The sequence below is a fragment of the Acidobacteriota bacterium genome (assembly GCA_018268895.1).
Lineage (GTDB): Bacteria > Acidobacteriota > Terriglobia > Terriglobales > Acidobacteriaceae > Edaphobacter.
The window spans coordinates 123,498-148,581 of the sequence record JAFDVP010000009.1 but is presented as its reverse complement, the minus strand read 5'-3'; the positions used below and the strand labels follow the sequence as shown (position 1 = coordinate 148,581).

The following is a 25,084-nucleotide window of genomic DNA, read 5'->3' as shown; positions in this document are numbered from 1 at the left end:
GAACGCGGTGAACACACCCATGTCGTCAGCTCCAATTAGTGAACAAGAGCCCCGGATCGCGCCTCCTTCTCAGGATCCGAGGATTGCTTCGCCTGAACCCGAGAAGCCTAAAGGATCGGGTTTCCGAAAGTGGATCGTCCTGCTGGTCATCGTGCTCGTTGTGGGCGCCGCCGTCTGGAAGATTCGCAAGAACACAGAGGAGCAGACGTCGCAGGGCCAGAAGATGGCAGCGATGATGGACCGCCCAGTTCCCGTGCAGACGGTCGCCGTTCAACAGAGAACCATGCCGATTTATCTGACCCAACTGGGCACGGTGACCGCTTACAACACAGTCACTGTACGATCGCGGGTCGACGGCCAACTGCTTCGGGTGAATGTGCGCGAAGGGCAGGCCGTCAGGCAGGGACAACTTCTTGCCGAGATCGATCCTGCGCCATACCAGGCGGCTCTGGCACAGGCACAGGGCCAGTTGGCGCGGGACCAGGCGCAGCACGCCAACGATCTGGCACAGTCCAACCGCTATGAAGCTCTCTTCCAGGCAGGCGTCGTCTCTCACGAGAGCGCGCAGACCCAGACGGCCGCGGCCGGACAGTCGGGTGGAGCGATACAGGCCGACCAGGCTGCCATTCAGGCTGCAAAGGTCAACCTGAACTACACCAAAATCGTCTCGCCGATTAACGGAGTGATTGGCCTGCGGCAGGTCGATCCCGGCAACATCGTCCACGCATCGGACACCAACGGTCTCCTCGTGGTCACGCAACTGCAACCGATCGCAGTGATCTTTACGCTGCCTGAAGACCATCTGCCCGAGGTTCTCGATCTGGTGCGCAGGGGCAAGACGCTCACCGTAGAAGCCTACGACCGTTCCGGCGCAACGCATCTTGCGACGGGCAAGCTGCTCACGGTCGACAACCAGATCGACACAACAACCGGGACCGTCAAGGTGAAGGCCGTATTCGACAACAAGGACGGCGCGCTCTTCCCCAACCAGTTTGTCAACGTCCGCCTGATCCTGGAAGAGAGACCCAACGCAATCGTGATTCCTGCTGCGGCGCTGCTTACCGGGTCGCAGGGCAACTTCTTGTACGTCGTCAAGCCTGGCGATCCCCCGGCTGAGTTGCAGGACGCCGCACCGCCAACCTCGCGCGGACGTCGCCCGGGCTCTGGCGGCAATGGCGCGGGACAGCAGGGTGCGCAGCAGAACCAGCCTCACAACTACGTCGAAACCCGCGTGGTGAAGGTCGACCTGACGGAAGGTGCGCAGGTTATCCTCACCGATGGCGTCAAGGCAGGAGAGGTCATCGTCGTCGATGGGCAGGAGAAGCTACGCAACGGCAGCCGGGTGGTTCCGCGGCAGTCTGCAAACCCGAACGGCCCCAGGCCTGTAAATCCCAACCGCGCCGATTCCGGGGTAGGAGCCAACTCCTCCACCCCTGAGCGCGGTCAGCAGCAGGCACAGCCTCGTACAGGAGGCAAACAGCCATGAGTCCTTCAAGGCCATTTATCCTGCGGCCGGTGGCCACCTCGCTCCTGATGGTGGCCATTTTGCTTGCCGGGTGGGTTGCGTATATGCAACTGCCGGTATCGGCGCTCCCGCAGGTCGACTATCCGACGATCCAGGTGATGACGTTCTACCCGGGCGCCAGCCCTGAGGTGATGGCTTCGTCGGTCACAGCGCCGCTGGAGCGCCAGTTCGGGCAGATTCCCGGTCTCACGCAGATGACGTCGAGCAGCTCCGGCGGCGGCAGCGTGATTACGCTCCAGTTCGACCTCTCCGAGTCCATCGACATCGCGCAGCAGGATGTACAGGCCGCCATCAATGCGGGGTACAGCTATCTGCCGAAAGACCTGCCGAATCCGCCGGTCTACAGCAAGGTGAACCCGGCCGATGCCCCGATCCTGACGCTTGCTTTGACCAGCGATACGCTGCCGATGTCGAAGGTCGAGGACATCGCGGACACGATCCTGGCGCAGAAGATCTCGCAGCTCTCGGGCGTAGGTCTGGTCTCGATCAACGGCGGACAGAAGCCCGCAGTGCGCATTCAGGCCAACCCGACCGCGCTGGCGAACTATGGCATGAGCCTTGAAGACCTCCGCTCCTCGCTGGGAACGGCCAACGTCGACCAGGCGAAGGGAAATCTGAACGGCGCACACCAGTCCTACACCATCGGCGCAAACGATCAACTGCTCTCAAGCGCCGATTACAACAAGGTCATCGTCGCCTACAGAAACGGCTCTCCGGTTCGGTTGTCCGACGTAGCCAACGCTATCGACAGCGCGGAGAACCTCTACCAGGCGGCGTGGATGGGGACCTCCGCCCGCCCGGCCACCAAAGATGCCAACGGCAGGGAGATTCCGGCCCGCGATCTCGATCTGAAGCCTGCCGTTATCATCAACATCCAGCGTCAACCCGGCGCAAACATCATTGGCGTCGTGAATGAAGTGCAGAAGCTGCTTCCACAGCTTCGCGGCACCCTGCCGGCGAACGTCACGCTCGAAGTCCTCACCGACCGCACGAATACAATCCGGGCTTCCGTAAAGGACGTGCAGTTCGAACTGATGCTGACGGTCGCACTGGTCGTCATGGTGATCTTCCTCTTCCTCAGGTCGCTGGCAGCGACGATCATCCCGTCGGTTGCCGTGCCGCTCTCGATCGTGGGCACCTTTGGCGTGATGTACCTGCTGGGATACAGCCTCAACAACCTGAGCCTGATGGCGCTGACTATCTCGACCGGCTTCGTCGTCGACGACGCTATCGTCATGATCGAGAACATCTCCCGCTATCTGGAGGAAGGCGACGACCCTCTGACAGCGGCCCTCAAGGGTTCAGAACAAATCGGCTTCACCATTCTCTCGCTGACCATCTCGCTGATCGCCGTTCTGATTCCTCTGCTGTTCATGGGCGACATCGTGGGCCGCCTCTTCCGCGAGTTTGCCGTTACGCTATCGGTCACCATTCTGGTCTCGGCCGTCGTCTCTCTGACGCTGACGCCGATGATGTGCGCCAAGCTGCTGAAGCACAAGCCGGAGCATGAGCAGAATGCCTTCTACCGCAAGAGCGAGGAGTTCTTCGAATACGTTATCGCCAAGTATGCCGTTGGCGTGCGCTGGGTGCTTCGCCACCAGACGCTGACGCTGCTGGTGACGCTGGCAACGTTCATCCTGACGATTTATCTCTACATCATCGTGCCGAAGGGCTTCTTCCCGGTGCAGGATACCGGCGTTCTGCTGGCAATCACCGAGGCGCCCCAAACGATCAGCTTCAACGCGATGAGCATGCGTCAACAGCAGTTGGCGCGCGTCATCCTGCAGGACCCGGATGTGGAGAGCGTCTCCTCGTTCATTGGAATCGATGGCACCAACTCCACGCTGAACAGCGGACGTATCCAGATCAATCTTCGCGACCGCGAGGAGCGCACGACCTCGGCGACCGAGGTCATTCAACGGCTTGGGCCGAAGGTAGCGCAGGTCGAGGGGATCCAGTGCTTCCTGCAGCCGCTGCAGGACCTTACCGTGGAGGACCGCGTAAGCCGCACGCAGTATCAGTATTCGCTTGAAGATGCGAACTCCGAGGAGCTTGCCCAGGCGACGAACCGCATGGTCGAAAAACTGAGGCAACTGCCTGAGCTGACCGATGTGGCAAGCGACCAGCAGCTTGAAGGACTGGAAGCCCATCTGGTGATCGATCGCGATACGGCTTCGAGGCTGGGAATTACGCCGCAGAACATCGACGACACGCTGGACGATGCCTTTGGCCAGCGGCAGGTCTCGACCATCTTCACGCAACTGAACCAGTATCACGTTGTGCTTGAGGTCGCCCCGAAGTTCCAACTGAATCCTTCGTCACTCAACAATATCTATGTCAAGAGCTCGAATGGCTCGCAAGTCCCCCTCTCGACCTTCACCCACGTTGAAGAGCGGCAGACCTCGCTGGTGATCAACCACCAGGGCCAGTTCCCTGCCGTAACCATCTCGTTCAACCTGGCGCCGGGCAAATCGATCGGCGACGCCGTTGCAGCCATCAATAAAGCAAAGGAGGAGCTGAACCTTCCGCCAAGCGTAAACGCGGAGTTCCAGGGAACGGCCCGCGCCTTTGAAGCTTCGCTGACGAACGAGCCGATATTGATTCTCGCCGCTCTGATCGTCGTCTACATCGTGCTGGGCGTACTGTACGAGAGCTACATTCATCCCATCACGATTCTCTCCACCTTGCCCTCGGCGGGCGTCGGCGCGATTTTGGCGCTGCTGCTGTTCCATGTGAACCTGAGCGTTATTGCGCTGATCGGCATCATCCTGCTGATCGGCATTGTGAAGAAGAATGCCATCATGATGATCGACTTCGCTCTGGAAGCGGAGCGCGATCACGGCATGGAGCCGGAGGAGGCCATCTACCAGGCCTGCCTGCTGCGTTTCCGCCCCATCATGATGACGACGATGGCGGCCTTGCTGGGCGGCCTGCCGCTGGCCATGGGCACCGGCACCGGCAGCGAGCTCCGGCGGCCGCTGGGTATCGCCATCGTGGGCGGCCTGATTGTTTCGCAAGTGCTGACGCTGTATACGACACCGGTGGTCTACCTGTTCTTCGACCGCATCGGGCGCAAGTACCTGCACACGAAGGAAGCCGATGCCGAGTTCCGTGAACACGAACACGCAGTGAGTGCAGACTGATGGCGAATCTACCTGAAGATCGCGACCTGGTGGAGGCGCGTAAAGACGCCCAGAAGATGCCGCGGGCAGCCGGCGTGCACTTCTCCGCGCCATTTATCAAGCGGCCTGTAGCCACTACGCTGCTTTCAGTTGCCGTTATTCTTGCAGGCGCCGTCGCCTACAAGATGCTTCCCGTAGCCAGCCTGCCCGAGATTGAGTTTCCGGTGATCTCCGTGGGTGCGGGGCTTCCCGGCGCAGACCCTGAGACGGTGGCCTCCGCCATCGTGACACCGCTGGAGCGCCAGTTCGCCAGGATCGCCGGCGTTAATGAGATGACGTCGAGCTCCGGCCTGGGCAATGGCTCGATCTCGCTTCAGTTCGACCTGGACCGCGACGTCAACGGGGCCGCGCGCGATGTGCAGGCGGCCATCAATGCGGCCCGCAGCCAGCTTCCGTCGAACCTTCCGCAGAATCCTTCGTACAGAAAGATCAACCCGGCCGACTCTCCGATCGTCATCCTGGCGCTGACCTCCGACACGCTTTCAGTGCCGCAGATCTACGACGCCTGCGACAGTATTCTGGCGCAGAAGATCGCGCAGGTGGAAGGCGTCGGGCAGACGTTCTGCGGCGGCAGCGCAAAGCCCGCCGTGCGCGTCGAAGCGAATCCCACGCAACTCTTCAACACTGGCCTTGGACTTGAGGCGCTTCGTGCTGCTTTGAGTACGGTGAACGTGAACCAGCCGACGGGCTATCTCCAGGACGACACCCGGCGATGGAGTGTCAGCACGACAGACCAGTTGTTTGGCGCTGCGGCCTATGCCCCGCTGATTATTGCGACCGACCGGGGTCCGGTGACCTCTTCCACGGCCACCAGCGGTCTTCCGGCCTCGCAGCAGAGCGCCGTCGGCGACAACTCAAGCGCAAACATCGGTAAGACAAACGCGCAGAGCACGAAGACCGCGTCTTCCAGCGCTAACCCGACAGCGGCAACGCATGGCATTGTGCGGCTACAGGATGTGGCGGAGGTCGTCGATGGCGTAGAGAACAGCTACACAGGCGGCTTCTTCAACGGCAAGCCGGCGATTCTCGTCATCGTCTTCAAGACGTCCACGGCCAATGTGATCGAGACCGTGGACAGCGTCCTGAAGCTGCTGCCCAATCTTCAGGCCGCCATCCCGCCGGCGATCCAGCTTCACGTTGCGCTGGACCGCACAACGACCATCCGCGCGTCGGTCAAAGACGTGACTCGTACCCTGATCATCTCGATCCTTCTGGTCATCCTCGTTGTCTTTGTCTTCCTGCGCGAGGTGCGTTCCACGCTGATCCCCAGCGTCTCGGTGCCGCTGAGCCTGCTGGGCACCTTTGGCGTGATGTACCTGCTGGGATATACGCTCGACAATCTGAGCCTGATGGCACTGACGATCTCAACCGGCTTCGTCGTCGATGACGCCATTGTTGTGATTGAGAATATCTCGCGGCACCTCGAGAGCGGCAAGAGCCCGTTTCAGGCTGCGATGGATGGCTCACGCGAGATCGGCTTCACGGTCGTCTCGATGAGCACGTCGCTGATCGCCGTCTTTATTCCCATTCTGCTGATGGGCGGCATTGTGGGCCGTCTCTTCCGCGAGTTCGCCGTCACGCTGTCGGCGGCCATCCTGATGTCACTGGTGGTGTCGCTGTCGACGACACCAATGTTGAGCGCGAAGTTCCTGGAATCGCACGACAAACGCAAGCATGGCCGCTTCTACCGCTGGGGAGAGCAGGCCCTGCGGTGGCTCACTGAAGAGTACGAGCGCGGCCTGAAGTGGGTCCTGCAGCACCAGGGCCTGGTGTTGACGATTACGATCCTCACCTTCGTCCTCAACGTCTACCTGTACGTCCTCGTCCCCAAGGGCTTCTTCCCGCAGCAGGACACAGGGCGCATTGGCGGAAGCGTTATCGGACAGCAGGATGCCTCGTTCGATGCCATGAAGCCCAAGATCCAGCAGATCGCCGCGATTGTGGGCCAAGACCCCGGTGTTGAAAATGTGATGTCGTTTGTCGGCGGCGGCGGTCCGGGCGGGGGCAGCAGCAATGCCGGACACATGTTCGTCTCGCTCAAGCCCGATGCGGAGCGCATCAAGCGGGGCGACACCGCCGAAGTCATTATCAATCGCCTGCGTCCAAAGACATCGGGTATTCCCGGGGCGAATGTATATTTCCAGGCCTACCAGGACCTTCGGATCGGTGGCCGCGGCTCGTCGACGCAATATCAATACACGCTGATGGCGGACAGCCTGAAGGACCTCGACGAGTGGTCTCCGAAGCTGATGGCTGCCATGCAGAAGCTGCCCCAGTTGAAGGATGTTGCAACCGACCAGCAGGACCAGGGGCTTCGCGCGCAACTGGTAATCGACAGAGACACGGCGTCACGACTTGGGGTCTCGCCGCTGGCGATCGACGCTACCCTGTCGGATGCGTTCGGGCAGAGGCAGGTCTCGACGACGTACCTCCCGCTGAATCAGTACCACGTCGTGATGGAGGTTGCTCCGCAGTACCAGAGGAACCCGGATGCGCTGCGAAATATCTACGTCAAGAGCACGACCGGGTCGATGGTCCCGCTTTCGGCGATCACGCACTACGAGTCGCAGCGGATTCCATTGACGGTCAACCATCAGTCGCAATCGCCGGCGGCGACGTTGAGCTTCAACCTCACTCCCGGAGTCTCGCTGAGCGAGGCTACAGCGGCGATCGAGCAGGCCCGGGTAAACATCGGAATGCCTTCGACCATCCACGGCGGTTTTGCCGGAACGGCGCAGGCCTTCCAGGCCTCGCTGTCGAGCGAGCCGATGCTGATTCTGCTTGCACTGGTCGCCGTATACATCGTGCTCGGAATGCTCTATGAGAGCTTCATCCACCCGCTGACGATTCTCTCGACCCTTCCCTCGGCGGGCGTTGGAGCCATCGTCGCGCTCCTGCTCTTCAAGGTGGAACTCAGCGTCATCGCCATGATCGGCATCATTCTTCTGATCGGCATTGTGAAGAAGAACGCCATCATGATGATCGACTTCGCGCTGGCGGCCGAGCGGCTCGAAGGCAAACCACCGGTTGAAGCGATCTACCAGGCGTGCCTGCTGCGCTTCCGCCCGATCATGATGACAACGATGGCCGCTCTGCTGGGAGGTCTCCCGCTGGCGCTCGGAACCGGGACCGGCAGCGAGTTGCGCCGTCCGCTGGGCATCACCATCGTTGGCGGATTGATCGTGTCGCAGTGCCTGACACTGTTTACAACCCCGGTCGTCTACCTGTTCTTCGACCGCCTGAGAGCGCGGTTCGCAAAGGTTGTTCCGGCCAAAAAGCCTGTCAGTTCCGCCGTACAGCCTGTGGCTGGGGACTGATTCTTTTCCAGACAAAAAGAAAATCCCTCGAACTTCTACCCGAGACACCGGGCAGGAACTCGAGGGATTTTTCTTTCAAGCGCTTCGATTACTTGCGGACTTTGGCGAGCTCCGCGATATCTGTGGTGTTGGTTAGACCGGCGTTGATCGCAATGCGCGTCTGGGTATCGGTGTAGGGGAAGTATGCGTTCGAGAGGTACTGGCTCAACATGCGATGCGTGTTGAAGAACGTTCCATTGATGCCGATGCAGTGCTGTTGCAGCCTTGCCCAGGAATTGGGGTTCGACCAGAGCGGCGCAATGTTCTTCTCAAGCTTGTTGTAGAGACTTGCAGCCTCCGCAGCCTCGGACTCTGCATCCTCGATCGCCCATCCGGTTGTGTTTTCCGCACAACCTTCGATCCACCAGCCATCGAGAATCGATAGCGACGGAACGCCGTTGAGAGCGGCCTTCATCCCCGAGGTGCCCGAGGCCTCGTAAGGACGACGTGGCGTATTGACCCACACATCCACGCCCTGCGTCAGTAACGCTCCAAGCTCCCAATCGTAGTTTTCGATGTAGTAGATCTTGAGTGAGGCCGAGTTGAGCTTTACAGCAGCCTCGTAGACGTCCTTGATGAGCGCCTTGCCTGCGTTGTCCGCTGGATGCGCCTTGCCCGCAAAAAGAATCTGCAGCCCGCCAATCTTTTCCGCCAACGCCACCAGGCGGCCTGGGTCCTGCAGCAGCAGACCGGCACGCTTATAGGTTGCAACGCGGCGAGCGAAACCCAGCGTCAGCACAGATGGATTGAAGTAGTGTCCGGTACGCCGCGCCAGCGTCGCAAAGAGCTTCTGCTTGTTCTTGATGTGGCAGGCAGCGATACGCGCAGGGTCAATGCCATACACCGAGCGGAAGTAGCGGTTGTCGGTGCGCCAGTCGGGTATCTCGTCGTCGAACAGCTCCTGAAAACTCGGAGAGAGCCACGTGGCGGCGTGCACGCCATTGGTGATGGAGTGCACCTTGTACTCCGGGAACATGACCTGCGAGACCTTGCCATGCTGCATGGCCACACCGTTGACGTAACGGGAGAGGCCGAGCGCAAGGTATGACATATTCATAAGCCCGTTATGAATTCCCCCCGCGGCCTCGATGGCGATGCTTCTGTCACGGCCAAGCACCTGGTTCATCTGGTCGGTGCCGAACTGGTCGTGTCCAGCGGGAACAGGCGTATGCGTCGTGAAGACACAGTGCTGGCGGACAACCTCGCGGTCCGCCGCGGTCGCTTCGCTTAGCGGGCGGCCGCCAAGGCGCTGTTCGAGCAGAGCAATGGTCAGCAGGGCAGCGTGCCCCTCATTCATGTGATAGACCTCGGGGGTAACACCGAGGGCCTGGAGAAGCGCGATGCCGCCGAGTCCGAGAATGGCCTCCTGACAGAGCCGGTAGTAGGTATCTCCGCCATAAAGATGGTCGGTAAGATGCCGGTCCCAGGCGTCATTGCCCTCAACGTCGGAGTCAAGGAGGTAGACAGGAACGATATGCCCCGTGGCTCCGATCACATCGAAGCGCCAGGCACGAAGATGTACTGGCCGGTCCTGCATGGTGATGGTGACGATGTGCTCGGCGCTCGGGAGGGTCTCAGGAGACCAGGGAACGTCGGCCTCGGTCTGCTGGCCGACGTCGGAGAGAATCTGGCGGAAGTAACCGCGCCGATGAACGAGGGAGATTGCCACAATTGGCGCGGAGGTATCAGCCGCGGAACGCAGCGTATCGCCCGCAAGAATACCGAGCCCACCGGAGTAGGTGGGCACGGATGGGGAAAGCGCGATCTCCATGGAGAAGTAAACGATGCTGCGGCGTGAAAGATCAGGGGAAGCAGAGGCGGGTGAAGCTGGGGAAGGACTCATGCCGTGGCAATTCCTTTTCAAAACCGGGTTAAACGCCCGCCTGACTACCGATGGCGAGATCGTCTGCCGTAAACGGTAAAGGGGACCTGTTGGCGAGAGTGTATCAAAGGATTTGTGAAGAAAATACGGATTATTGGGTCATTCGTATTGGTTCAGAGGGGGTATTGACAGTGGAATTCGTGGCTAAAATACCTCAAATGAGGAGTCTGCTCGACAGCCGTCGTGAATTTCAGGATGCAACAGCGACCGCCCGGTCGAGGCGATGCCATATCTGATCGAGCCATGCCAGATGCTCGGGCTTCATCATGACGGAGCGTAGACAGGTAACGTTGCCGGTTGAAAACCCGGGGAATGTCCCAGGTGGAAAAAGGTGAATCGGCAAAGCAGCCAGAGCAAGGTGGAGATCGAGGCCCGCTGCATGATCGAAGACGCGCCGTGCGTGCTCCGATGAGGCCTCCGGGGTTCGCTCTTTACTTCGCATCGCGTAGAAGACGATGTCCAGCTGCGGAGGCGCACTGGGTGCGATGAACCGCGCATCGGAAGCAATGCGCCGATGGAAGGCAAGCGCAGCTTCACGGCCCGTGCCGATATCGCGGGCGAACCGGCCATCGCGTGTGTATGGCAGAAGACGCTGCGTGGCCCAGAGCGCAACGGCAGAGGCGCCGGGACGCGAACACTCCAACGATATCTCGCCGAGATGAAGCTCGTTCGAGGTGAAGTACGTGTACGGCGAACCGTGCTTATAGAACCGCCCTACGGCAGGATCGCGAAAGAGCACCGCGCCGCAACCGTAAGGCTGAAGACCGTGTTTGTGAGGATCGACGACGACAGAGTCCGCCTGCACGATTGAGTCAAAAGCGGAGCGGGCATCCGCGTCAAGATTGCCTGCGAGGGTGAAGTAGCCTCCGTAAGCCGCGTCGACGTGGATGCGAAAGCCGTACTTCTTTTGGAAAGCAAGAATCTCGGGCAATGGATCGACCGCCCCAATGGCCGTAGTCCCAAGCGTGACGACGACTGTGCCAATGTCGTTTGCTTCGAGCGCGCGTTCCAGGGCAGCGATATCCATGCGTCCCGTGTGGTCTGAAGCTACTTCTACAAAAGGCAGCTGAAGAACTGCACTAATGCGGCTGTGGGTATAGTGCGCCTGGTCTGAAGCGGCGATAGCGCGGCCGGGGAGTATCTGCCCAGAGACCCAAAGGGCTTCGAGATTGGCAAAAGTTCCACTGGATGTAAGGTGGCCCAGATGCTGAGCCAGACCGAACATCCCTGCGAGCTCCGCCACTGCTTCCAACTCCATAGCTGAACTGGCGCGGCCTCCATCGAGCGCATGATTGTTGGGATTGACGGACATCGCAAGCGCATAGGCCGCGCGGGCGATGGGATGCGGCGGCTTCAGCATCTGGCCTGCGTATAACGGATGCGCGTAGGGATAGTTGTCGTGCAGCCGCGTCGCAACTTCGCCGAGAATCTCCGCTGCCTCATTGCCTAAACCGGGCACCGGCGCTTCCGGAAGTCTGGCGAAACCGGCATCAAGCCGACGCTGGGCCTCTCGAAGCAATGCAAAAAAATCGCTCGGCTGATCCATCGTGACAGCTTTAGAAGAAGAGCTCATGAGTGACGAAGCCAAACTTCAACGCATAGCCAACTGCAATGGCAAGCAGAAAGCCGGCGACCGTCCACGGAGTGTCGCATGTGCGTTTGCGAATTGTCTGAATAACTACAATCGCCAGAAAGATGCCGATGGCGAGAAGCAGGCCATCGGGAACGAAGTACCGGGTCACCGATGGGGTGGTAACCGTAAGGCCCCAATGAAGGTTGAATGGATGCAGAAAGCTGCCGATGGCAAAAACAGCAAGGAAGAGAAGGAACTGACCGAACCCAGCGAGAACTTTCTTCATAGGTTACTTGCCCTTGCCTGAAGATATGCCGTCCAGCTAACCGCTTACTTCATCTTACTTGGAATAACTTTGATCGTGTTCAGCCAGGTCTCGACGAGAGATGGCCAGTGAGTTACAGGGAGCGCCGTTGGGCGGAGTCCATATCCATGGCCACCTTCGGCATAGACGTGCAGCTCGGAAGGGACCTTGAGCTGCTTAAGGGCCTGTTCATAGATCAGAACGTTTTCTACGTGCACGGGATCGTCTTCTGCCTGAAGGAGAAACGTCGGCGGCGTGTTGGCTGACGGATCGATGCCTTTGGCCAATTGAGTCAGGGCCGGAGCCTCCGCAAGATATGCCGGATAGATGGCGACTACAAAGTCAGGCCGCGCGCCGATTGCGGTTTCGGATGCCGGAGCGCCTGCGCGCACGAAGTCAGGATGATTGCCGAGAACAATGACAAGGTGCCCGCCCGCAGAGAAACCGAGGACACCCACCCGATGCGCATCGAGCTTCCACTCCAACGCATGTGAGCGCGTAATCCTTACGGCCTGCTGCGCATCTTCAAGGTCTGCGGTATTGTCGGGAAACTTCTTTTCGAAAGGCACACGGTATTTGACCAGCGCACAGTTGACGCCGATGGAGTTGAGCCAGGCGCAGACATCAGTGCCTTCAAGATCGTAGGCAAGGATGCGGTAAGCTCCGCCAGGAAAGACGACGACCGTCGCGCCGGTATTTTTGGCCGCAGGCGCCGGATAGAAGGCAAGCGTAGGTTTGCCGATGTTCGTGAGGTGCATGAGCGGTTTATCCGCAACAAGACGATCGGACGGCTTCGTGATATCGGCCTCGGGAGCTCCCGTGTATGGCTCAGGGTTGCCGCCTGGCCAGAGAGGCAGCGTAACTTTCTGCGCCCGGGCAAACGGCACGAGCAGAGCTAACGAGAGAAGCAGTTGGATTCGCACGGCACCATGGTAATGCCTGCGGGCCATTTCCGATTACTGGATCGCTTCAAATGCCAGATAACGGCGTTCGAGCTGCCATTGTTCCGTTGCACGCTCGCTCGATTTCAAAAAAGCAACGCACTTTTCGGATGGATTCTCCGCGCCTGGCATATCTGTCTTGCAGACTGGATTGACTGCGGAAAAGTCATCAGGTTGCGACCAGAGGCTGGCGCCGGGCAGGAAGCTGTGTTCGATAGAGGTGCGGGCCATACGCTTTAAATCGAGGTACGAGAGCCCGAAGTCGAGCACCGCCCGCGCGTACTCATGCGTCATGTCGATGCGCGAGACGCCCTCGTCATCGGTCGAGAGGGCGACTGGAACTCCAGCGGCACGATAGATCGGCAACGGGTGCCAGTCCTTTGTAATGCCGAGAATGACATCGTTCGAGGTGAGATTGATCTCCGTCATGATGTGACGCGAGGCCATCTCCTTGAGCAGCTCGTGAGGCTGGTTCTCATACATCACGTCGACGCCGTGCCCGATGCGCTCCGCATGACCAAGCTCAACCGCCTCGCGGATGTGAAAATGAAGTCCATCGGGAGTGACAAGGCCGGGAGCAAGCTCACCGGCGTGAAGCGAGATGTGCACCTTGGGATAGACGCTGTGCAGGTAGTCCAGCATCAGCATCTGACGGTGATACTCCGTCATCGAAAGATACCCGTCCTCGGGCATGACGAAGTTAATGCCCACAACGTTGGGGTGCCCCGCATCGAGCTCTGCCTGAATGACCTCAAAACCGAGGAGTGTCTGCGCGAAGACCTGCTGCGGAGGAAAGCCGCGAAGGATCTGATAGATGTACCGTATCTTGACGGTGCAACCGGACGCTGCCTCCGCAGTTTCACACTTCTCGATTCGATTGCGTGCATCGAGCGCAGCAGCAAGCTCCTGACGATTTGCGGCAGCAACATCCCGAAGCCCCCCGGCCAAAAGTTGATCGCGGAGCTTCGCCAGGTCGGCATGACTTGCTCCCGTGCCATTGCCAGTGCGATTCATCGTAGCGTCCGCTGCATCAGACGGCCACGGGATCGAATAGCCGAGTTTGGCTGCGGCGGAAAAATCAGGCGTCTCCATCACTTCGAGATACTGCTCGTTCTGATTTGCAGCCCGGGATGCCACTTCATCAAGCCATTCACCGCGATGCGAACGGCTGAGAGCGGAGTAGCGCGAGAAGGTCGCGAAGAACTGGTCGTGACCGCTGACCCCGGCAGAAGGAACAAAGCTCCGCATGGAAAAATCATCGACCATGGTGTCGTACAGCTTCTGGTCTTTGAGTGCGTCTTCGGCCCGCCGGTTCCCCTCCCCGCAGACGGGCTGAGGAGGAATGCTTCGGGTGGTCGCGGATGGTTTGAAGAGACTGCGAGTAGCCGGGCTGTAGCAGAGTGTGTCCGCTACGGCGTTACGGATAAAGGTCTCGGCATAGATCGCTCCCCCGAGGTGCATATGGAGATCGCCGCCTTTGGGCAGCCCCTTCAGAAAGGCCGTAAGCTGAAGAGGATTCTTGCGGGCCTCGCCAAAAGCCCGTATCGCCCGCTGCTCCGATGACGTGGCAGTGGCACGTGACTTTGCGGCCGGAGCCGCGAAGACGATGGACGGCAGGCAGAAGAAGAAGGCGAGCGAGCGCAATGACAGTCCAGTCATCGAACATCCTTTATCCATATATATGTAGAGCTCTGAGCCAGAATAACCCGGAGAGGTGTTTGGAGAGATGACAGGTATTCGGTATACTTGTCTTGCGTTTGAGTTGCTGGTTCCCACCGGTGGCACGCTCCCCTGAAAAGGCTGATGCGACAGACGTGCGCCCGGGCGTTCTTGGCGATCCCCGATGAGCGTTTTGCATGTATGCCAAGGCCAGATAGCTCAGTGGTAGAGCGCGGCCCTGAAAAGGCCGGCGTCGGCGGTTCGATCCCGTCTCTGGCCACCATTTATAATCAATAACTTACAGGCGGATGTCACAGGCCTCCCGAAACAGGATGGCCTTTCTTATTTTTCGTTAACCTTATTATTTTAAATTATTTACGAGTTTAATATTTGATGGCCGCAAAAAGGCTGGCGTCGCTCATGGGGAGATGTAATCTTCTGATTCAAAAAGACTAGAGAGGTACGATAATTGCCGCGTAGTCGCGGGAACAAATGGGGTCCACATGCATCGAGTTATATGCCGTCAGTCTGGAGTTCCACATATCTAATCCCGAACAAGTAGATCAATGATGGGACATGGTTCACCCGCTCCAGAAGCATCGCAAGCGCGCACCAAACGGGCGAGCGCTTTCTTCATGCTCGACAAGTCCGAGATCTTCTGCTTGATCAACATCAACTCTTGTGTGCAGCGACTTTACGCGTCTCCAGGCAGGCTTGTTTCATCGAGCCTCAGTAGTCCTGAGATTTCTTCCAAGGCGAATCCGAGAGCTTGAGCCCTCTTGATGAAGCGAACGCATGGTCCACATCACCTGTGGTTCCCCCTCCCTCCCGAGCATGGCGCAAAAGGTCTCGTGTGAAAGTACCACTGAAAAAGCTCCGTCCCCCGCTTACCCAGCGGATCGCCCAAGCTCTGTTCGATTCCTGCGCCGAAACCGTTCAACGAACGGTAAATCCCGCGACGCGAACCTTTGACATCCCAACCCTCTCTCAATATGGTTGTGCCGACTCTTTTGTAGAGTAGCCCGATATGAGCTTGATGCGATCGAAACAACATCCGATTACTCGGACAGACTGACACAAGCTTAGTTTCGAGGCCGGTGCGGAGGCAGCTATCAACTGCTAGAGTATTGGCTATTCGATGCATCGGAGGAACTAACAGGTTGCTGGTCGACTGCCATTCTCATATCTGGGCCTACCCCGGTCATCTGTCAGACGATTTTGTGGACGAAGCTAACGCTCGATCGCGCGGTTTTGCGATGGATCTGCATGTTCCGCCGGAGCGGCACCGGGAGGCGATGCGCGGAGTGGACAAGGTCATTGTCTTTGGCATACGCGCTTTTCACTCAGGTCTGCGTGTTCCCAATGACTATGTTGCAGCCTACGCGGCGAGCGAACGGGGCAAGGTGATCGGGTTCGGAGCCATCGATCCGAGCGCCGATCCTGTGCAGGAAACGCTCGAGGAGATAATGCATCTTGGACTGCACGGCGTGAAGCTGGGGCCAATCTATCAGAACATCGATCCGCTGGATCCGGGCATGCTACAGGTATATGCCTTCTGCCAGGAGCAGGGCCTGCCAATTCTGATCCATCAGGGAACGACATTTGTTCGTACTGGGCCGCTGAAGTATGCGTTGCCGATTTTGTTGGATGAAATCGCGATACGGTTCCCTGGGCTGAAGATGATCATTGCGCATCTTGGTCATCCATGGATTGCGGAGACGCTGGTAACGATTCGCAAACATCCGAACCTCTTCTCGGATATTTCAGCGCTTCACTATCGACCGTGGCAGTTCTATAACGCGCTGATCATGGCGAAGGAATACGGGGTGTTAGACAAGATTCTGTTTGGTTCCGATTATCCGTTCACAACGCCGGAGGCGCAGATCGAAGGGTTGCGCAATATCAATCACTTTGCCGAGGGAACGAACCTGCCGCGGCTGAGCACCCAGGAGATCGAAGGCATCATTTACAGCCCCACGCTGAGGTTACTGGGCTTGGAGGATGCATGAAGATCACCGATGTGAGTGTGATCATTCTGGAGTCTCCTGATGCTTACGGCGTGGGGGATGCAGACCAGGAAGCAAGCGGCATCAAGTATCTCGGGCTGGTGAAGATTGAGACCGATGCTGGCATTCGGGGCTATGCCGATCTTGAGACGCAGCCACATGTGGCCAAGGCAATTGTCGAGGCGCCGTCTGAGGGAGCGGTCACCGGGTTCCAGGGTTTGCGGACGGTGCTGTTGGGCGAAGACCCTTTTGAGGTTGAGCGGTTGTGGCACAAGATGTACATGGCCTCGGTTTACTACGGTAGACGGGGCGCGGCGATGCAGGTGATTTCGGGGATAGACATCGCGCTGTGGGACATCATCGGAAAGCGTGTTGGACTGCCGATCTATAAGCTGCTGGGCGGCGGGTATCGCGACCGTATCCGGGCCTATGCGAGCACGCTCTTTCGGCCGACACCTCAGGGGATGCGCGAGGCCGCGGGCTGCTACCTGGAAAAGGGTTTTAGCGCGGTGAAGTTTGGCTGGGGAGTCTTTGGGGAGAACCCTGAGCGCGATGTGGAGCTTGTGGCTGCAGCGCGCGAGACCATGGGAGCGAAGGCGGACCTGCTGGTGGATGCCGGATGGTATGTGCATCGCACTGCGAAAGAAGCGATCGGCATGGTGAAGAGCCTGGAGCCATTCCGCCCATTCCTGGTGGAAGAACCGCTTTCGCCGGAAGATTACGAGGGCTATGCGCAACTGACGGGCGCAGTGGATACGCCGATTGCATGCGGTGAACAGGAGGCGACCGAGTGGGGTTTTCGAGCCCTGATCGAAACGGGCAAAGTGGATGTGATTCAGCCGGACCTGTCGCGTTGCGGTGGCTTCACGACAGGACGAAAGATTGTCCACATGGCAGCATTGCACAACCGGCTCTGTATTCCCCATGCGTGGATCTCGGACCTGCTGACTGCTGCCTCACTGCACCTGAATGCGTTCATGAGGCGGGCAGTCTTTCAGGAATTCAACGTTACCAAGGGCCCGTTGAGCCGTGAGCTGTGCGAAAGCCCGATTGTGCTGGAAGATGGATACCTGCGTATTCCCCAGGGACCAGGACTGGGCGTGACGGTCGATGAAGCAACGGTCGACAAATACCGTGTGGAGTGAGGCGTGGACAGGCTCAAGGGTAAGGTTGCGATTGTAACGGGCGGGGTAAACGGGATTGGCCGGGCCATCAGCGAACTGTTCGCCGCCGAAGGCGCCTACGTTCTGGTCGCGGACATCGAGGATGAGGGCGGACGAACCTCTGCCGACCTGGCTCGAGCCGAGGGGTGGAAGCTGGAATTTGTCCGCACAGATGTGACTAGGGTGGAAGATGTAAAGCATTGTGTGGATCGCGCGGCAGCCTTCAATGGGCGTATCGATATCCTCTGCAATAACGCGGCATATCTTTCGGCCGATTTTCACGGTGCGCTGGATGCAACGGAAGAGGAGTGGCGTAGATGCATTGATGTGGCTCTGCTGGGAACGCACGCGTGCACGCAGGCCGTGCTGCCGTACATGGTGGAGCAAAGGCAGGGGTCGATCATCAATGTGGCCTCGATACAGGCGATGCAGGGCATGATGACGTCGGCTGCCTATACAGCAACGAAGGCCGCATTGCTGGGCTACACGATGAGCCTTTCGTACGACTACGGACCGGATAATGTGCGCGCGAACGCATTATGCCCAGGGGCGATTCAGACGCGCATCTCTGCCGCGGCGGACAGTCCTCATGCGCAATGGCAGCGAGAGCAGACAACGCTGGGTCGGGTGGGTGTGCCGCAAGAGGTGGCTTGGGCAGCCCTGTTTCTTGCTTCAGATGAGTCTTCGTATGTCACCGGGATTGCGCTCCCGGTGGACGGGGGCTGGACCTCAAGTGCATCCCGTAAGCGCGCTTAGAGAGAGGCGAGTCGCAGTAGAAGTTGTGCTGCATGAGGAAGCGTCGTGCTGCGCGAGGTAAGAATGAACGGGAGGTATACCGGCGTATGAAGATTGTTCGGCTTTTGCTGTTGGTACTGGCAGGAGGTGCATGCGCCGGAGCCCAGATGCCCACGGCTACGCTTCGTCTCAACTTTGACAGAGATCTGGGACCTGCACAGATGGATCATATCTCGCTGGGCCAGGCAGGACTTTCGCCGGACCCGATGTGGGACAGCCGTATCGCTGAGATTCGCGCGTTGCATCCCAAGTTGATCCGGCTCTTTGTGCAGCAATACTTCGATGTGCTTCCTTCGAAGGGAAACTACCGTTTCGGTCGACTCGATTCTGCCGTGGACGAGATTGTGCGTGCCGGGGCGCGGCCGATCATGACAATCACGGTGAAGCCGATGGCAATCTTTCCCAAGGTGGACCAGGACATCGTGGAACCAGCCAGCTATGCTGCCTGGGAAGAGCTCATGGAGCAGATGGTGAAGCACTATGAGCAGCGTGGGCTGAGAGGACTCTATTGGGAAGTTGCCAACGAACCCGATCTGGGAGAAAGCGGCGGTTCTCCCTCTCGCTTCACCGCTGAGAACTATCCGCGTTTTTATGAGCACACGGCGATGGCGGTGCTCCGTGCCGATCCAACCGCGCACGTGGGCGGCCCTGCGCTTGCCGGTTGGACGTCGCCGATTCTGCCTGCCCTGCTGGAGTACTGCGATAAGCGCAAGGTGCCGCTTGGCTTTGTTTCGTGGCATGGCTATGACAGCGATCCGAGGGCCTTTCAGGCTTCGACTGAGGGAGTGAAGGCGCTGCTGGCCCACCATCCGTCGCTGCATCCGGAGCTGATCCTGGATGAGTGGAACATGGCTCTGACGGTTCCACCTGCGGATGTGCGCATTCAGCCTGCATTTGTTCTGGAGACGGCCTGGCGTATGCGCAAATCGGGCGTTACCTACTCCTGCTACTACCACATTCGCGATTACCACGTAGATCGCGATCTGTTTGCCAGATTCTTCTCACTCAAGGGAGCTTCATTTATGGCGAACTGGTGGAACCGCATGCCACAATACGACGGCCTGTTTGATTATCAGAACGTGATGCGTCCGGCATATTTTTCTTTTGCGCTGCTGGCGCGGGAGACAGGGGACGAGCTCGAAGCGAAGTCCGATAGTGACGCGGTGCACGCGATTCTTACCTGGGATGCCTCCTACGGAATCTACAATCTTGTCTTCTGGAACTTCTCTTCCCAACCTGCGACGGTGAAGCTGCAATCGATGGGACTCAAGGGAACGCTGGTTGCAAAGCGCCGTGTGCTGGATGCGGTTTCCCCTTCTGAAGATGAGAATGCGCGGCTGTGGCCGCTGGAGGATAAGACGCTTGAAGCGACGTCCGCGACGACGGTCGATCTGGGGCCGTACGGTATCGAGACCTGGATGCTGACGAGAAAAGTGACGAAGTAGTAGCAGTGTCTGGATCGGGATGCGGCGATCCCGACAGAGTACGGTGTGCTACAGCACCCCGTACTTGTCGAAGACATCGCGCAGGGTAGCACCTTCCATCAGCCTGGCCCGACTGCCATTCTCCTTCATCACTTTATCTGTAGCAGCTTCGATGACTTCTGGGAGAATGGCGGAGGGGATAGCGACCACGCCATCGTAATCAGCAAAGATCAGATCGCCAGGTTGAATGCGGACACCGGCACAAATGATCGGAACGTTATAGTCGATGATCATGCCGCGGCCCTTGGAGTCCACAGGTTTGATGCCTCGTGCGAAGACGGGAAAGCCGAGAGTTCGAATCTTGCGTACATCGCGCACAAGCCCATCAATGACAGCGCCGCGCGCGCCACGTGCACGAGCGGCGGTCGAGAGAAGCTCTCCCCATGGCGCATTCTGCAGGGAGCCAGCAGTCGACGCTACGACGACTTCACCCTCCAGGACAGAGTCGAGGGCCGCAATCTCCATCTCATAGGGGTTGGCGGGAATGTGGAAGACATCCACACAGGCGAGTGTTCTTGCCCACCCGGCAAAAGCGTCGTCCTCCGAGAGCGGGCGCATGAATTCGCGCAAGGCCTGATCGCGATATCCAAGTTCGTCAAGAGAATCGGAGATGACGGCCGTGTACAGAGTTTTTTCGATGAACTCGAACAGATCAAGGTCGGCAGCGTTCGCGGGCGTTCTCTCAGCACGGACAGATGAATCATTCATTTGCAAAGAGTACTGGAAGCGACGAATTGCGGAGCGTCGATTCAAGCCGGGAAGCGGAGATTGTCCGATAGCTCGGACAGTTTGACGGCGGATAGACGAACAGCGGAGGCCAGCGCCACACCAGCTCAGCTGGCGTGTAGCGAACGACGATCGGAGTTGCTGAGATCCAGATGCTGGGCCAGCGCACAGGCTGCGCGAGTGACCTGGGTAGCTCTGGCGGAAACATCTTCCAGCTGCATTGTCGATCCGGAGATGCTAATGGCCGCCAGAACCTGACCGCTGCTGTTATAAACCGGCGCGCCAATACATCGCACGCCAATCTCCTCTTCCTCATCGTCAATGGCATAGCCAAGTTGCTGGATGCGATCGCAGGCCATGTGGAGTTTTTTAATTGATGTGATTGTATTTTCGTTGTGGCGTATGAGGCCTTGCCGATTGACGATTGAGTTGATCTCGTCTGCGGGAAGACAAGCTATGAGGGACTTGCCGAGCGCTGTGCAATGCAGGCCCATGCGCTTGCCAACCCAGGTAGCCACTCGCGGCGCGCTTGGTGGCTCGACGCGATCAATCAGGATGGCCTCGTCGTGATCCAGCACCGCAAGGTGAACGGTGAGGCCCGTGTCCTGCATTAACTGGTAGAGAATTGTTGCAGAGTTTCCACGAAGACCGACGCCATTGAGGGCCATGTTGGCAACCGAGTGTAGGCGAAAACCGAGGAGATAACGGCCTGTCTCCTCGTCGCGCTTGACGTAGTCGCAACGCTGGAAGGTGAGCAACAGAGCATGTGCGGTACTGCGCGGTAACTGTAGCTTCTGCACAAGGTGAGAAAGGGTTACACCGCGCCGCGATCTGGCGAGATGCTCAAGGATCAAGAGGCCCCGCTCCAAAGCCGGGACCGACTGCGTTCTCGGTTCAGTCCACGTTCTCATAACGATATCAATATAGCGTCAATACGAGATGGATCGCTACAGATTTAGAAAACGCTATCCAGCTAATCGAACGGAATTGACGGATCAGGGCGGAGAGCGGTTGACTCCTTGGCGCCAGTGGTAGACCAGCGCCAAGGAATGGTAGGACACGCACAGGAGAAGGGCGTGCAACTGGACCTGCCAGATAACAACTCTCGTTCGCAAGGCCTTTCATTCGACAGGCCGGACGAATTCGGGCAGATCGGCTTGCGACGTGTCATCAACCGTGCGAATTCATTGCAGAATTGCTCCACAAGGTACACCACATTGTTTTGCTGCCTGCTTCGAAGGCAGCTTTAAGGAGAGGTCTATGAAGCGACGCACGATTTTAATTCCCATTCTGCTGTTGTTTGTAGGTTGCGGATTGCTGCGGGCACAGATTGCAAATGACGCCGGAGTGCTCGGCAATGTGAAGGACCAGCAAGGGGCGGTAATTCCGGGAGCAGTAGCAACGGTGCACAATCTCGAAACCGGATATACGAAAGCAGCCACAGCCGATTCTTCTGGACACTTTGAAATTCTTGCCCTGCCGATTGGCTCTTACACGGTGAGCGTTTCGATGTCTGGGTTCAAGACATGGACTCTTAGCCGAATTGTTTTGCAGATCGGCGAGCGCAGCCGGCTTTCTCCGGTATTGGTAGTAGGCGCACGCACTGAGCAGGTAACGGTGAGCGCAGGCAATGAGCAACTCCAGACAGAGAATGCCTCCGTGGAAACAGTCGTGCAGCAGAAGCAAATCTCCGAACTACCACTGAATGGCCGCAATATCGTGCAGTTGGTGAGCCTGGCTCCGGGCATGCAATATACGGGTCAGGCGGGAGGGCAGTTTGGCGCCGAGCGGGGCTCGACAGTGCAAGGTGTTGGCGTACAGAGCGGCCAGACGCAGTTCACACTCGACGGGTTCAACTCGAATGGAGGCATGGACGAAGGCGCGGTCGGCATGCCGAGCGTGGATACGATCGCCGAGTTCAATGTGAAGGCCTCGAACTTCAGCGCGGAGTATGGCCGAGACCCGATGCAGATCGTGATGGTCACAAAATCCGGTACGAACACCTACCACGGCTCTGCCTGGGAATTTGCCCGCAATAGCGCCTTCGCGGCACGCAATTACTTCGCAACGAGCACGCCCAAGTTGATCCAGAACCAGTTTGGAGCGGCGGGTGGTGGCCCAATCCTAAGGAACAAGGCATTCTTTTTTGGGAGCTATGAAGGGCTGCGCGTCCGCCGGGACGCGATCTTTAACAGCACAGTGGCATCGCCGGCAATGCAAGGCGGCGATTTCTCGAGCCTCTCGACTCCTATCGTCGATCCGGATACTGGAAAGCCCTTTCCCGGCAACCAGATCGACCCTTCGAGGTTCAACAAAGCGTCGAAGTTCCTGATGCCCTATCTGCTACAGCCGAACTCATCGGATGGACGATTCCATGCCAATGCTCCGACGAAGACGGACTCGAACTCGGTGACGGTGCGACTAGACGATACGATTACCAGCAAACAGCGGATCTACGGACGGTGGATACGCTATGACAGCCCGCAGAACCTCTATGGATACAGTCCATCCGTCTACGAAACGAATAAAACAATTCAGAACAGCTACGGCGTCAACTACACCTATACGATTACGCCGCGTACGCTGTTCACAATTTCAGCCGGGTACCAGCGATCGAACAATACGTTCGTCAGCCCACAGGTCGGAAAAGAGAATATCACCGATGAAGCGGGCATCCAGGGTTTCCAGACGCAAGGCCGCGAGAGTGCGATCGGCCTGCCCAACGCCAATATCAGCGGTTACACAGGCTTTGGTCAGCTATGGGGTGTTAATGGCCGGCTCTGGTCGCATGCCTGGAATGGAAAGACCAGCCTCAACCTTGTCCGAGGTAAGCACCTGATCGACGTTGGATGGGAGTATGACAACCGCGCAGTGTACGGATCGCATGCTTCGTTTGCGGCGAGAGGCAGCTTTTCGTTCAACGGGCAATATACAGGCAATGGCTTCGCCGATTATCTGCTTGGTCTCACCTCATCGGCTGGTCGCGACTACCCATTGGCACCATTTGGCGTGCAGAGTGCTCCTTATTCAGCACTGTTCATCCAGGACACGTACAAGATATCGAACTCACTCACCCTCGATCTCGGTCTTCGCTACGACCGCTGGTTTGCCAAGAGGTCTGTCGCGGGTAACGCGGCCACCTTCGATCCAACACTGGGCAAGGTCATTGCAGGCGTTGATAAAGATGGATCGGTTAATCTTTCGGCGCAGCCGGAGGCGCAATATCTGGCGGCTGCGACGGCGGGGCTCTGGGTACCGGCGAATACAGTCGGCATTCCCGCCGGTCTCTTCCAGGCGAACGGTTATCTGTCGCCGCGTATTGGGGTGACGTGGCTCCCTTCTGGATCGATGGACTTTGTTGTTCGCGGATCGTACGGTATCTTCACCAGCAGCTTCCAGGGCAATATTGCAGCGTCGTCGATCGTTGGGCCACCTTATTGGGGGTACGAGACTCCGAGCTATGCCGCTGCTTCGAAACAGAACTGGCAGACCGCATTTCCGGCTACCCCGAACTCTTTCAGCACTCCAGGCGTAGCGGCTCCGGCATGGAACGTCAAGGCGCAAAAAACTCATGAATGGAATGTCTCGGTGCAAGCGGCCCTGCCATTCAAATCGACTCTCACGCTGGCATACGTAGGGAATCACCTTTCAAACGGCATCTCTGGACAGTCCTATGATGACGTGCCGGCGGGCCAATACAACAATCTACAGGCGGCAAGGCCCTATCCGAGGCTGAGCGGCGTTACGCTCTACCAGAACATGGGAAGCTCCTGGTACAACGGTCTTCATGCCAAGTGGGAGCGAAGGTTCACAGAGGGGTTCACTTTCGCAGGAGCTTATGCTTTTAGCAAGCTGATGCTTGATGATCTTGGCCAGTGTATCTATTGCAATGTGCAGCCTTATACGCCGAGCGGCTATACTCGCGGCCGGTCTCCCAACGATTTCAGGCACCTTCTCACGGTAAATGCTGTATATGACCTGCCTGTCGGTCGAGGCAGGAAGTTTCTCTCAGGTACAAACCGCTTTGCCAATCTTGCGATTGGCGGATGGGAGTTGAGCGGCATCTTCAACTACACATCCGGAGCGCCTCTTACCTTTGATGTTCCCGGTGCAACGTTGGGCAATGGATATGACACGAGGCCAAACCTTGTAGGCAATCTTTCCGTGCCTGATCAAGGGCACTCGCATTGGTTCAACGCCAGTGCCCTGAGCGCGCCTGGGTCTTATACCTATGGCAACTCGGGCATGGGGATATTCGACGGACCATCAGCGCGAGGACTGGACATGGGCCTATTGAAGAACTTCTACATTACGAATGAAAAGTATTTCCAATTTCGATGGGAAGTCTTTAACGCACCTAATTTCGTTAATTTCGACTCTCCGAATGTCTCGATCGGACAATCGACCACGGGACAGATCTTCTCATCTGGCGCCGCAAGACAGATGCAACTGGGCCTGAAGCTGATCTTCTGATCTTTTGTCGAATAC

Annotated in this window: 16 protein-coding genes and 1 tRNA gene; 9 read left to right on the top strand and 8 right to left on the bottom strand. The window is 58.1% G+C overall.

Annotation, left to right across the window (positions count from 1 at the left end; genetic code table 11):
• Window positions 1-34: 34 nt before the first annotated feature.
• Genes JSS95_12460 through JSS95_12450 form a run of 3 tightly spaced genes read left to right on the top strand, consistent with a single transcriptional unit; the run spans window position 35 to window position 8,024 of the window.
• Entirely contained in the window at window positions 35-1,486 is a 1,452-nt protein-coding gene (locus JSS95_12460) for an efflux RND transporter periplasmic adaptor subunit (protein MBS1800623.1), read from the top strand.
• Window positions 1,483-4,668, top strand: a complete 3,186-nt coding sequence (locus tag JSS95_12455) for a multidrug efflux RND transporter permease subunit (GenBank protein ID MBS1800622.1) — start codon at window positions 1,483-1,485, stop codon at window positions 4,666-4,668. The genes JSS95_12460 and JSS95_12455 overlap by 4 nt, the downstream gene beginning before the upstream one ends.
• Window positions 4,669-4,724: 56 nt before the next feature.
• Window positions 4,725-8,024, top strand: coding sequence for an efflux RND transporter permease subunit (locus JSS95_12450; GenBank protein ID MBS1800621.1), 3,300 nt, complete (start codon window positions 4,725-4,727; stop codon window positions 8,022-8,024).
• Window positions 8,025-8,112: 88 nt separating this feature from the next.
• On the opposite strand, the gene glgP is transcribed toward JSS95_12450, so the two are convergent.
• The 5 genes from glgP to JSS95_12425 all read right to left on the bottom strand — a co-directional run bounded on the left by glgP (window position 8,113) and on the right by JSS95_12425 (window position 14,440).
• Window positions 8,113-9,906, bottom strand: a complete 1,794-nt coding sequence (gene glgP / locus JSS95_12445; protein MBS1800620.1) for an alpha-glucan family phosphorylase — start codon at window positions 9,904-9,906, stop codon at window positions 8,113-8,115.
• 229 nt (window positions 9,907-10,135) lie between these two features.
• On the bottom strand, window positions 10,136-11,491 hold the full coding sequence (locus tag JSS95_12440) for an aspartate aminotransferase family protein (GenBank protein MBS1800619.1): 1,356 nt from the start codon (window positions 11,489-11,491) through the stop codon (window positions 10,136-10,138).
• Window positions 11,492-11,501: 10 nt separating this feature from the next.
• A complete protein-coding gene (locus JSS95_12435) occupies window positions 11,502-11,804 on the bottom strand; it encodes a hypothetical protein (GenBank protein MBS1800618.1) in 303 nt (100 codons plus the stop codon).
• A gap of 44 nt (window positions 11,805-11,848) precedes the next feature.
• Complete coding sequence (locus JSS95_12430) at window positions 11,849-12,772, bottom strand: alpha/beta hydrolase (protein ID MBS1800617.1); 924 nt, start codon at window positions 12,770-12,772, stop codon at window positions 11,849-11,851.
• Between the two features lie 6 nt (window positions 12,773-12,778).
• The gene (locus tag JSS95_12425) at window positions 12,779-14,440 is read right to left on the bottom strand and encodes an adenosine deaminase (protein ID MBS1800616.1); all 1,662 of its coding nucleotides are present in this window, start codon (window positions 14,438-14,440) and stop codon (window positions 12,779-12,781) included.
• A 190-nt stretch (window positions 14,441-14,630) separates the two neighbouring features.
• On the opposite strand from JSS95_12425, the gene JSS95_12420 reads away from it, so the two are divergent.
• Window positions 14,631-14,705 (top strand) — tRNA-Phe (locus tag JSS95_12420).
• Between the two features lie 411 nt (window positions 14,706-15,116).
• Here the strand turns inward: JSS95_12420 and JSS95_12415 are convergent.
• Window positions 15,117-15,206 (bottom strand): hypothetical protein, encoded by a 90-nt coding sequence (locus JSS95_12415; GenBank protein MBS1800615.1) that lies wholly within the window; start codon window positions 15,204-15,206, stop codon window positions 15,117-15,119.
• A gap of 376 nt (window positions 15,207-15,582) precedes the next feature.
• On the opposite strand from JSS95_12415, the gene JSS95_12410 reads away from it, so the two are divergent.
• The 4 genes from JSS95_12410 to JSS95_12395 all read left to right on the top strand — a co-directional run bounded on the left by JSS95_12410 (window position 15,583) and on the right by JSS95_12395 (window position 19,831).
• Window positions 15,583-16,431: an amidohydrolase gene (locus JSS95_12410; protein MBS1800614.1), complete on the top strand. Its 849-nt coding sequence runs from the start codon at window positions 15,583-15,585 to the stop codon at window positions 16,429-16,431.
• Window positions 16,428-17,573, top strand: a complete 1,146-nt coding sequence (locus JSS95_12405) for a mandelate racemase/muconate lactonizing enzyme family protein (GenBank protein ID MBS1800613.1) — start codon at window positions 16,428-16,430, stop codon at window positions 17,571-17,573. Before JSS95_12410 ends, JSS95_12405 begins: the two co-directional genes overlap by 4 nt.
• 3 nt (window positions 17,574-17,576) lie before the next feature.
• Window positions 17,577-18,347 (top strand): glucose 1-dehydrogenase, encoded by a 771-nt coding sequence (locus tag JSS95_12400; protein ID MBS1800612.1) that lies wholly within the window; start codon window positions 17,577-17,579, stop codon window positions 18,345-18,347.
• Window positions 18,348-18,433: 86 nt separating this feature from the next.
• Entirely contained in the window at window positions 18,434-19,831 is a 1,398-nt protein-coding gene (locus JSS95_12395) for a hypothetical protein (protein ID MBS1800611.1), read from the top strand.
• Between the two features lie 48 nt (window positions 19,832-19,879).
• Here the strand turns inward: JSS95_12395 and JSS95_12390 are convergent, their stop codons facing one another.
• Window positions 19,880-20,578, bottom strand: a complete 699-nt coding sequence (locus tag JSS95_12390; protein MBS1800610.1) for an RraA family protein — start codon at window positions 20,576-20,578, stop codon at window positions 19,880-19,882.
• A gap of 125 nt (window positions 20,579-20,703) precedes the next feature.
• A complete protein-coding gene (locus JSS95_12385; GenBank protein ID MBS1800609.1) occupies window positions 20,704-21,450 on the bottom strand; it encodes an IclR family transcriptional regulator in 747 nt (248 codons plus the stop codon).
• 406 nt (window positions 21,451-21,856) lie between these two features.
• Here JSS95_12385 and JSS95_12380 point away from each other — a divergent pair, with 406 nt between their 5' ends.
• Window positions 21,857-25,069 carry a TonB-dependent receptor gene (locus tag JSS95_12380; protein ID MBS1800608.1) on the top strand — a complete coding sequence of 1,071 codons (3,213 nt, stop codon included), beginning with the start codon at window positions 21,857-21,859 and terminating at the stop codon, window positions 25,067-25,069.
• The last annotated feature ends 15 nt before the right edge of the window (window positions 25,070-25,084 follow it).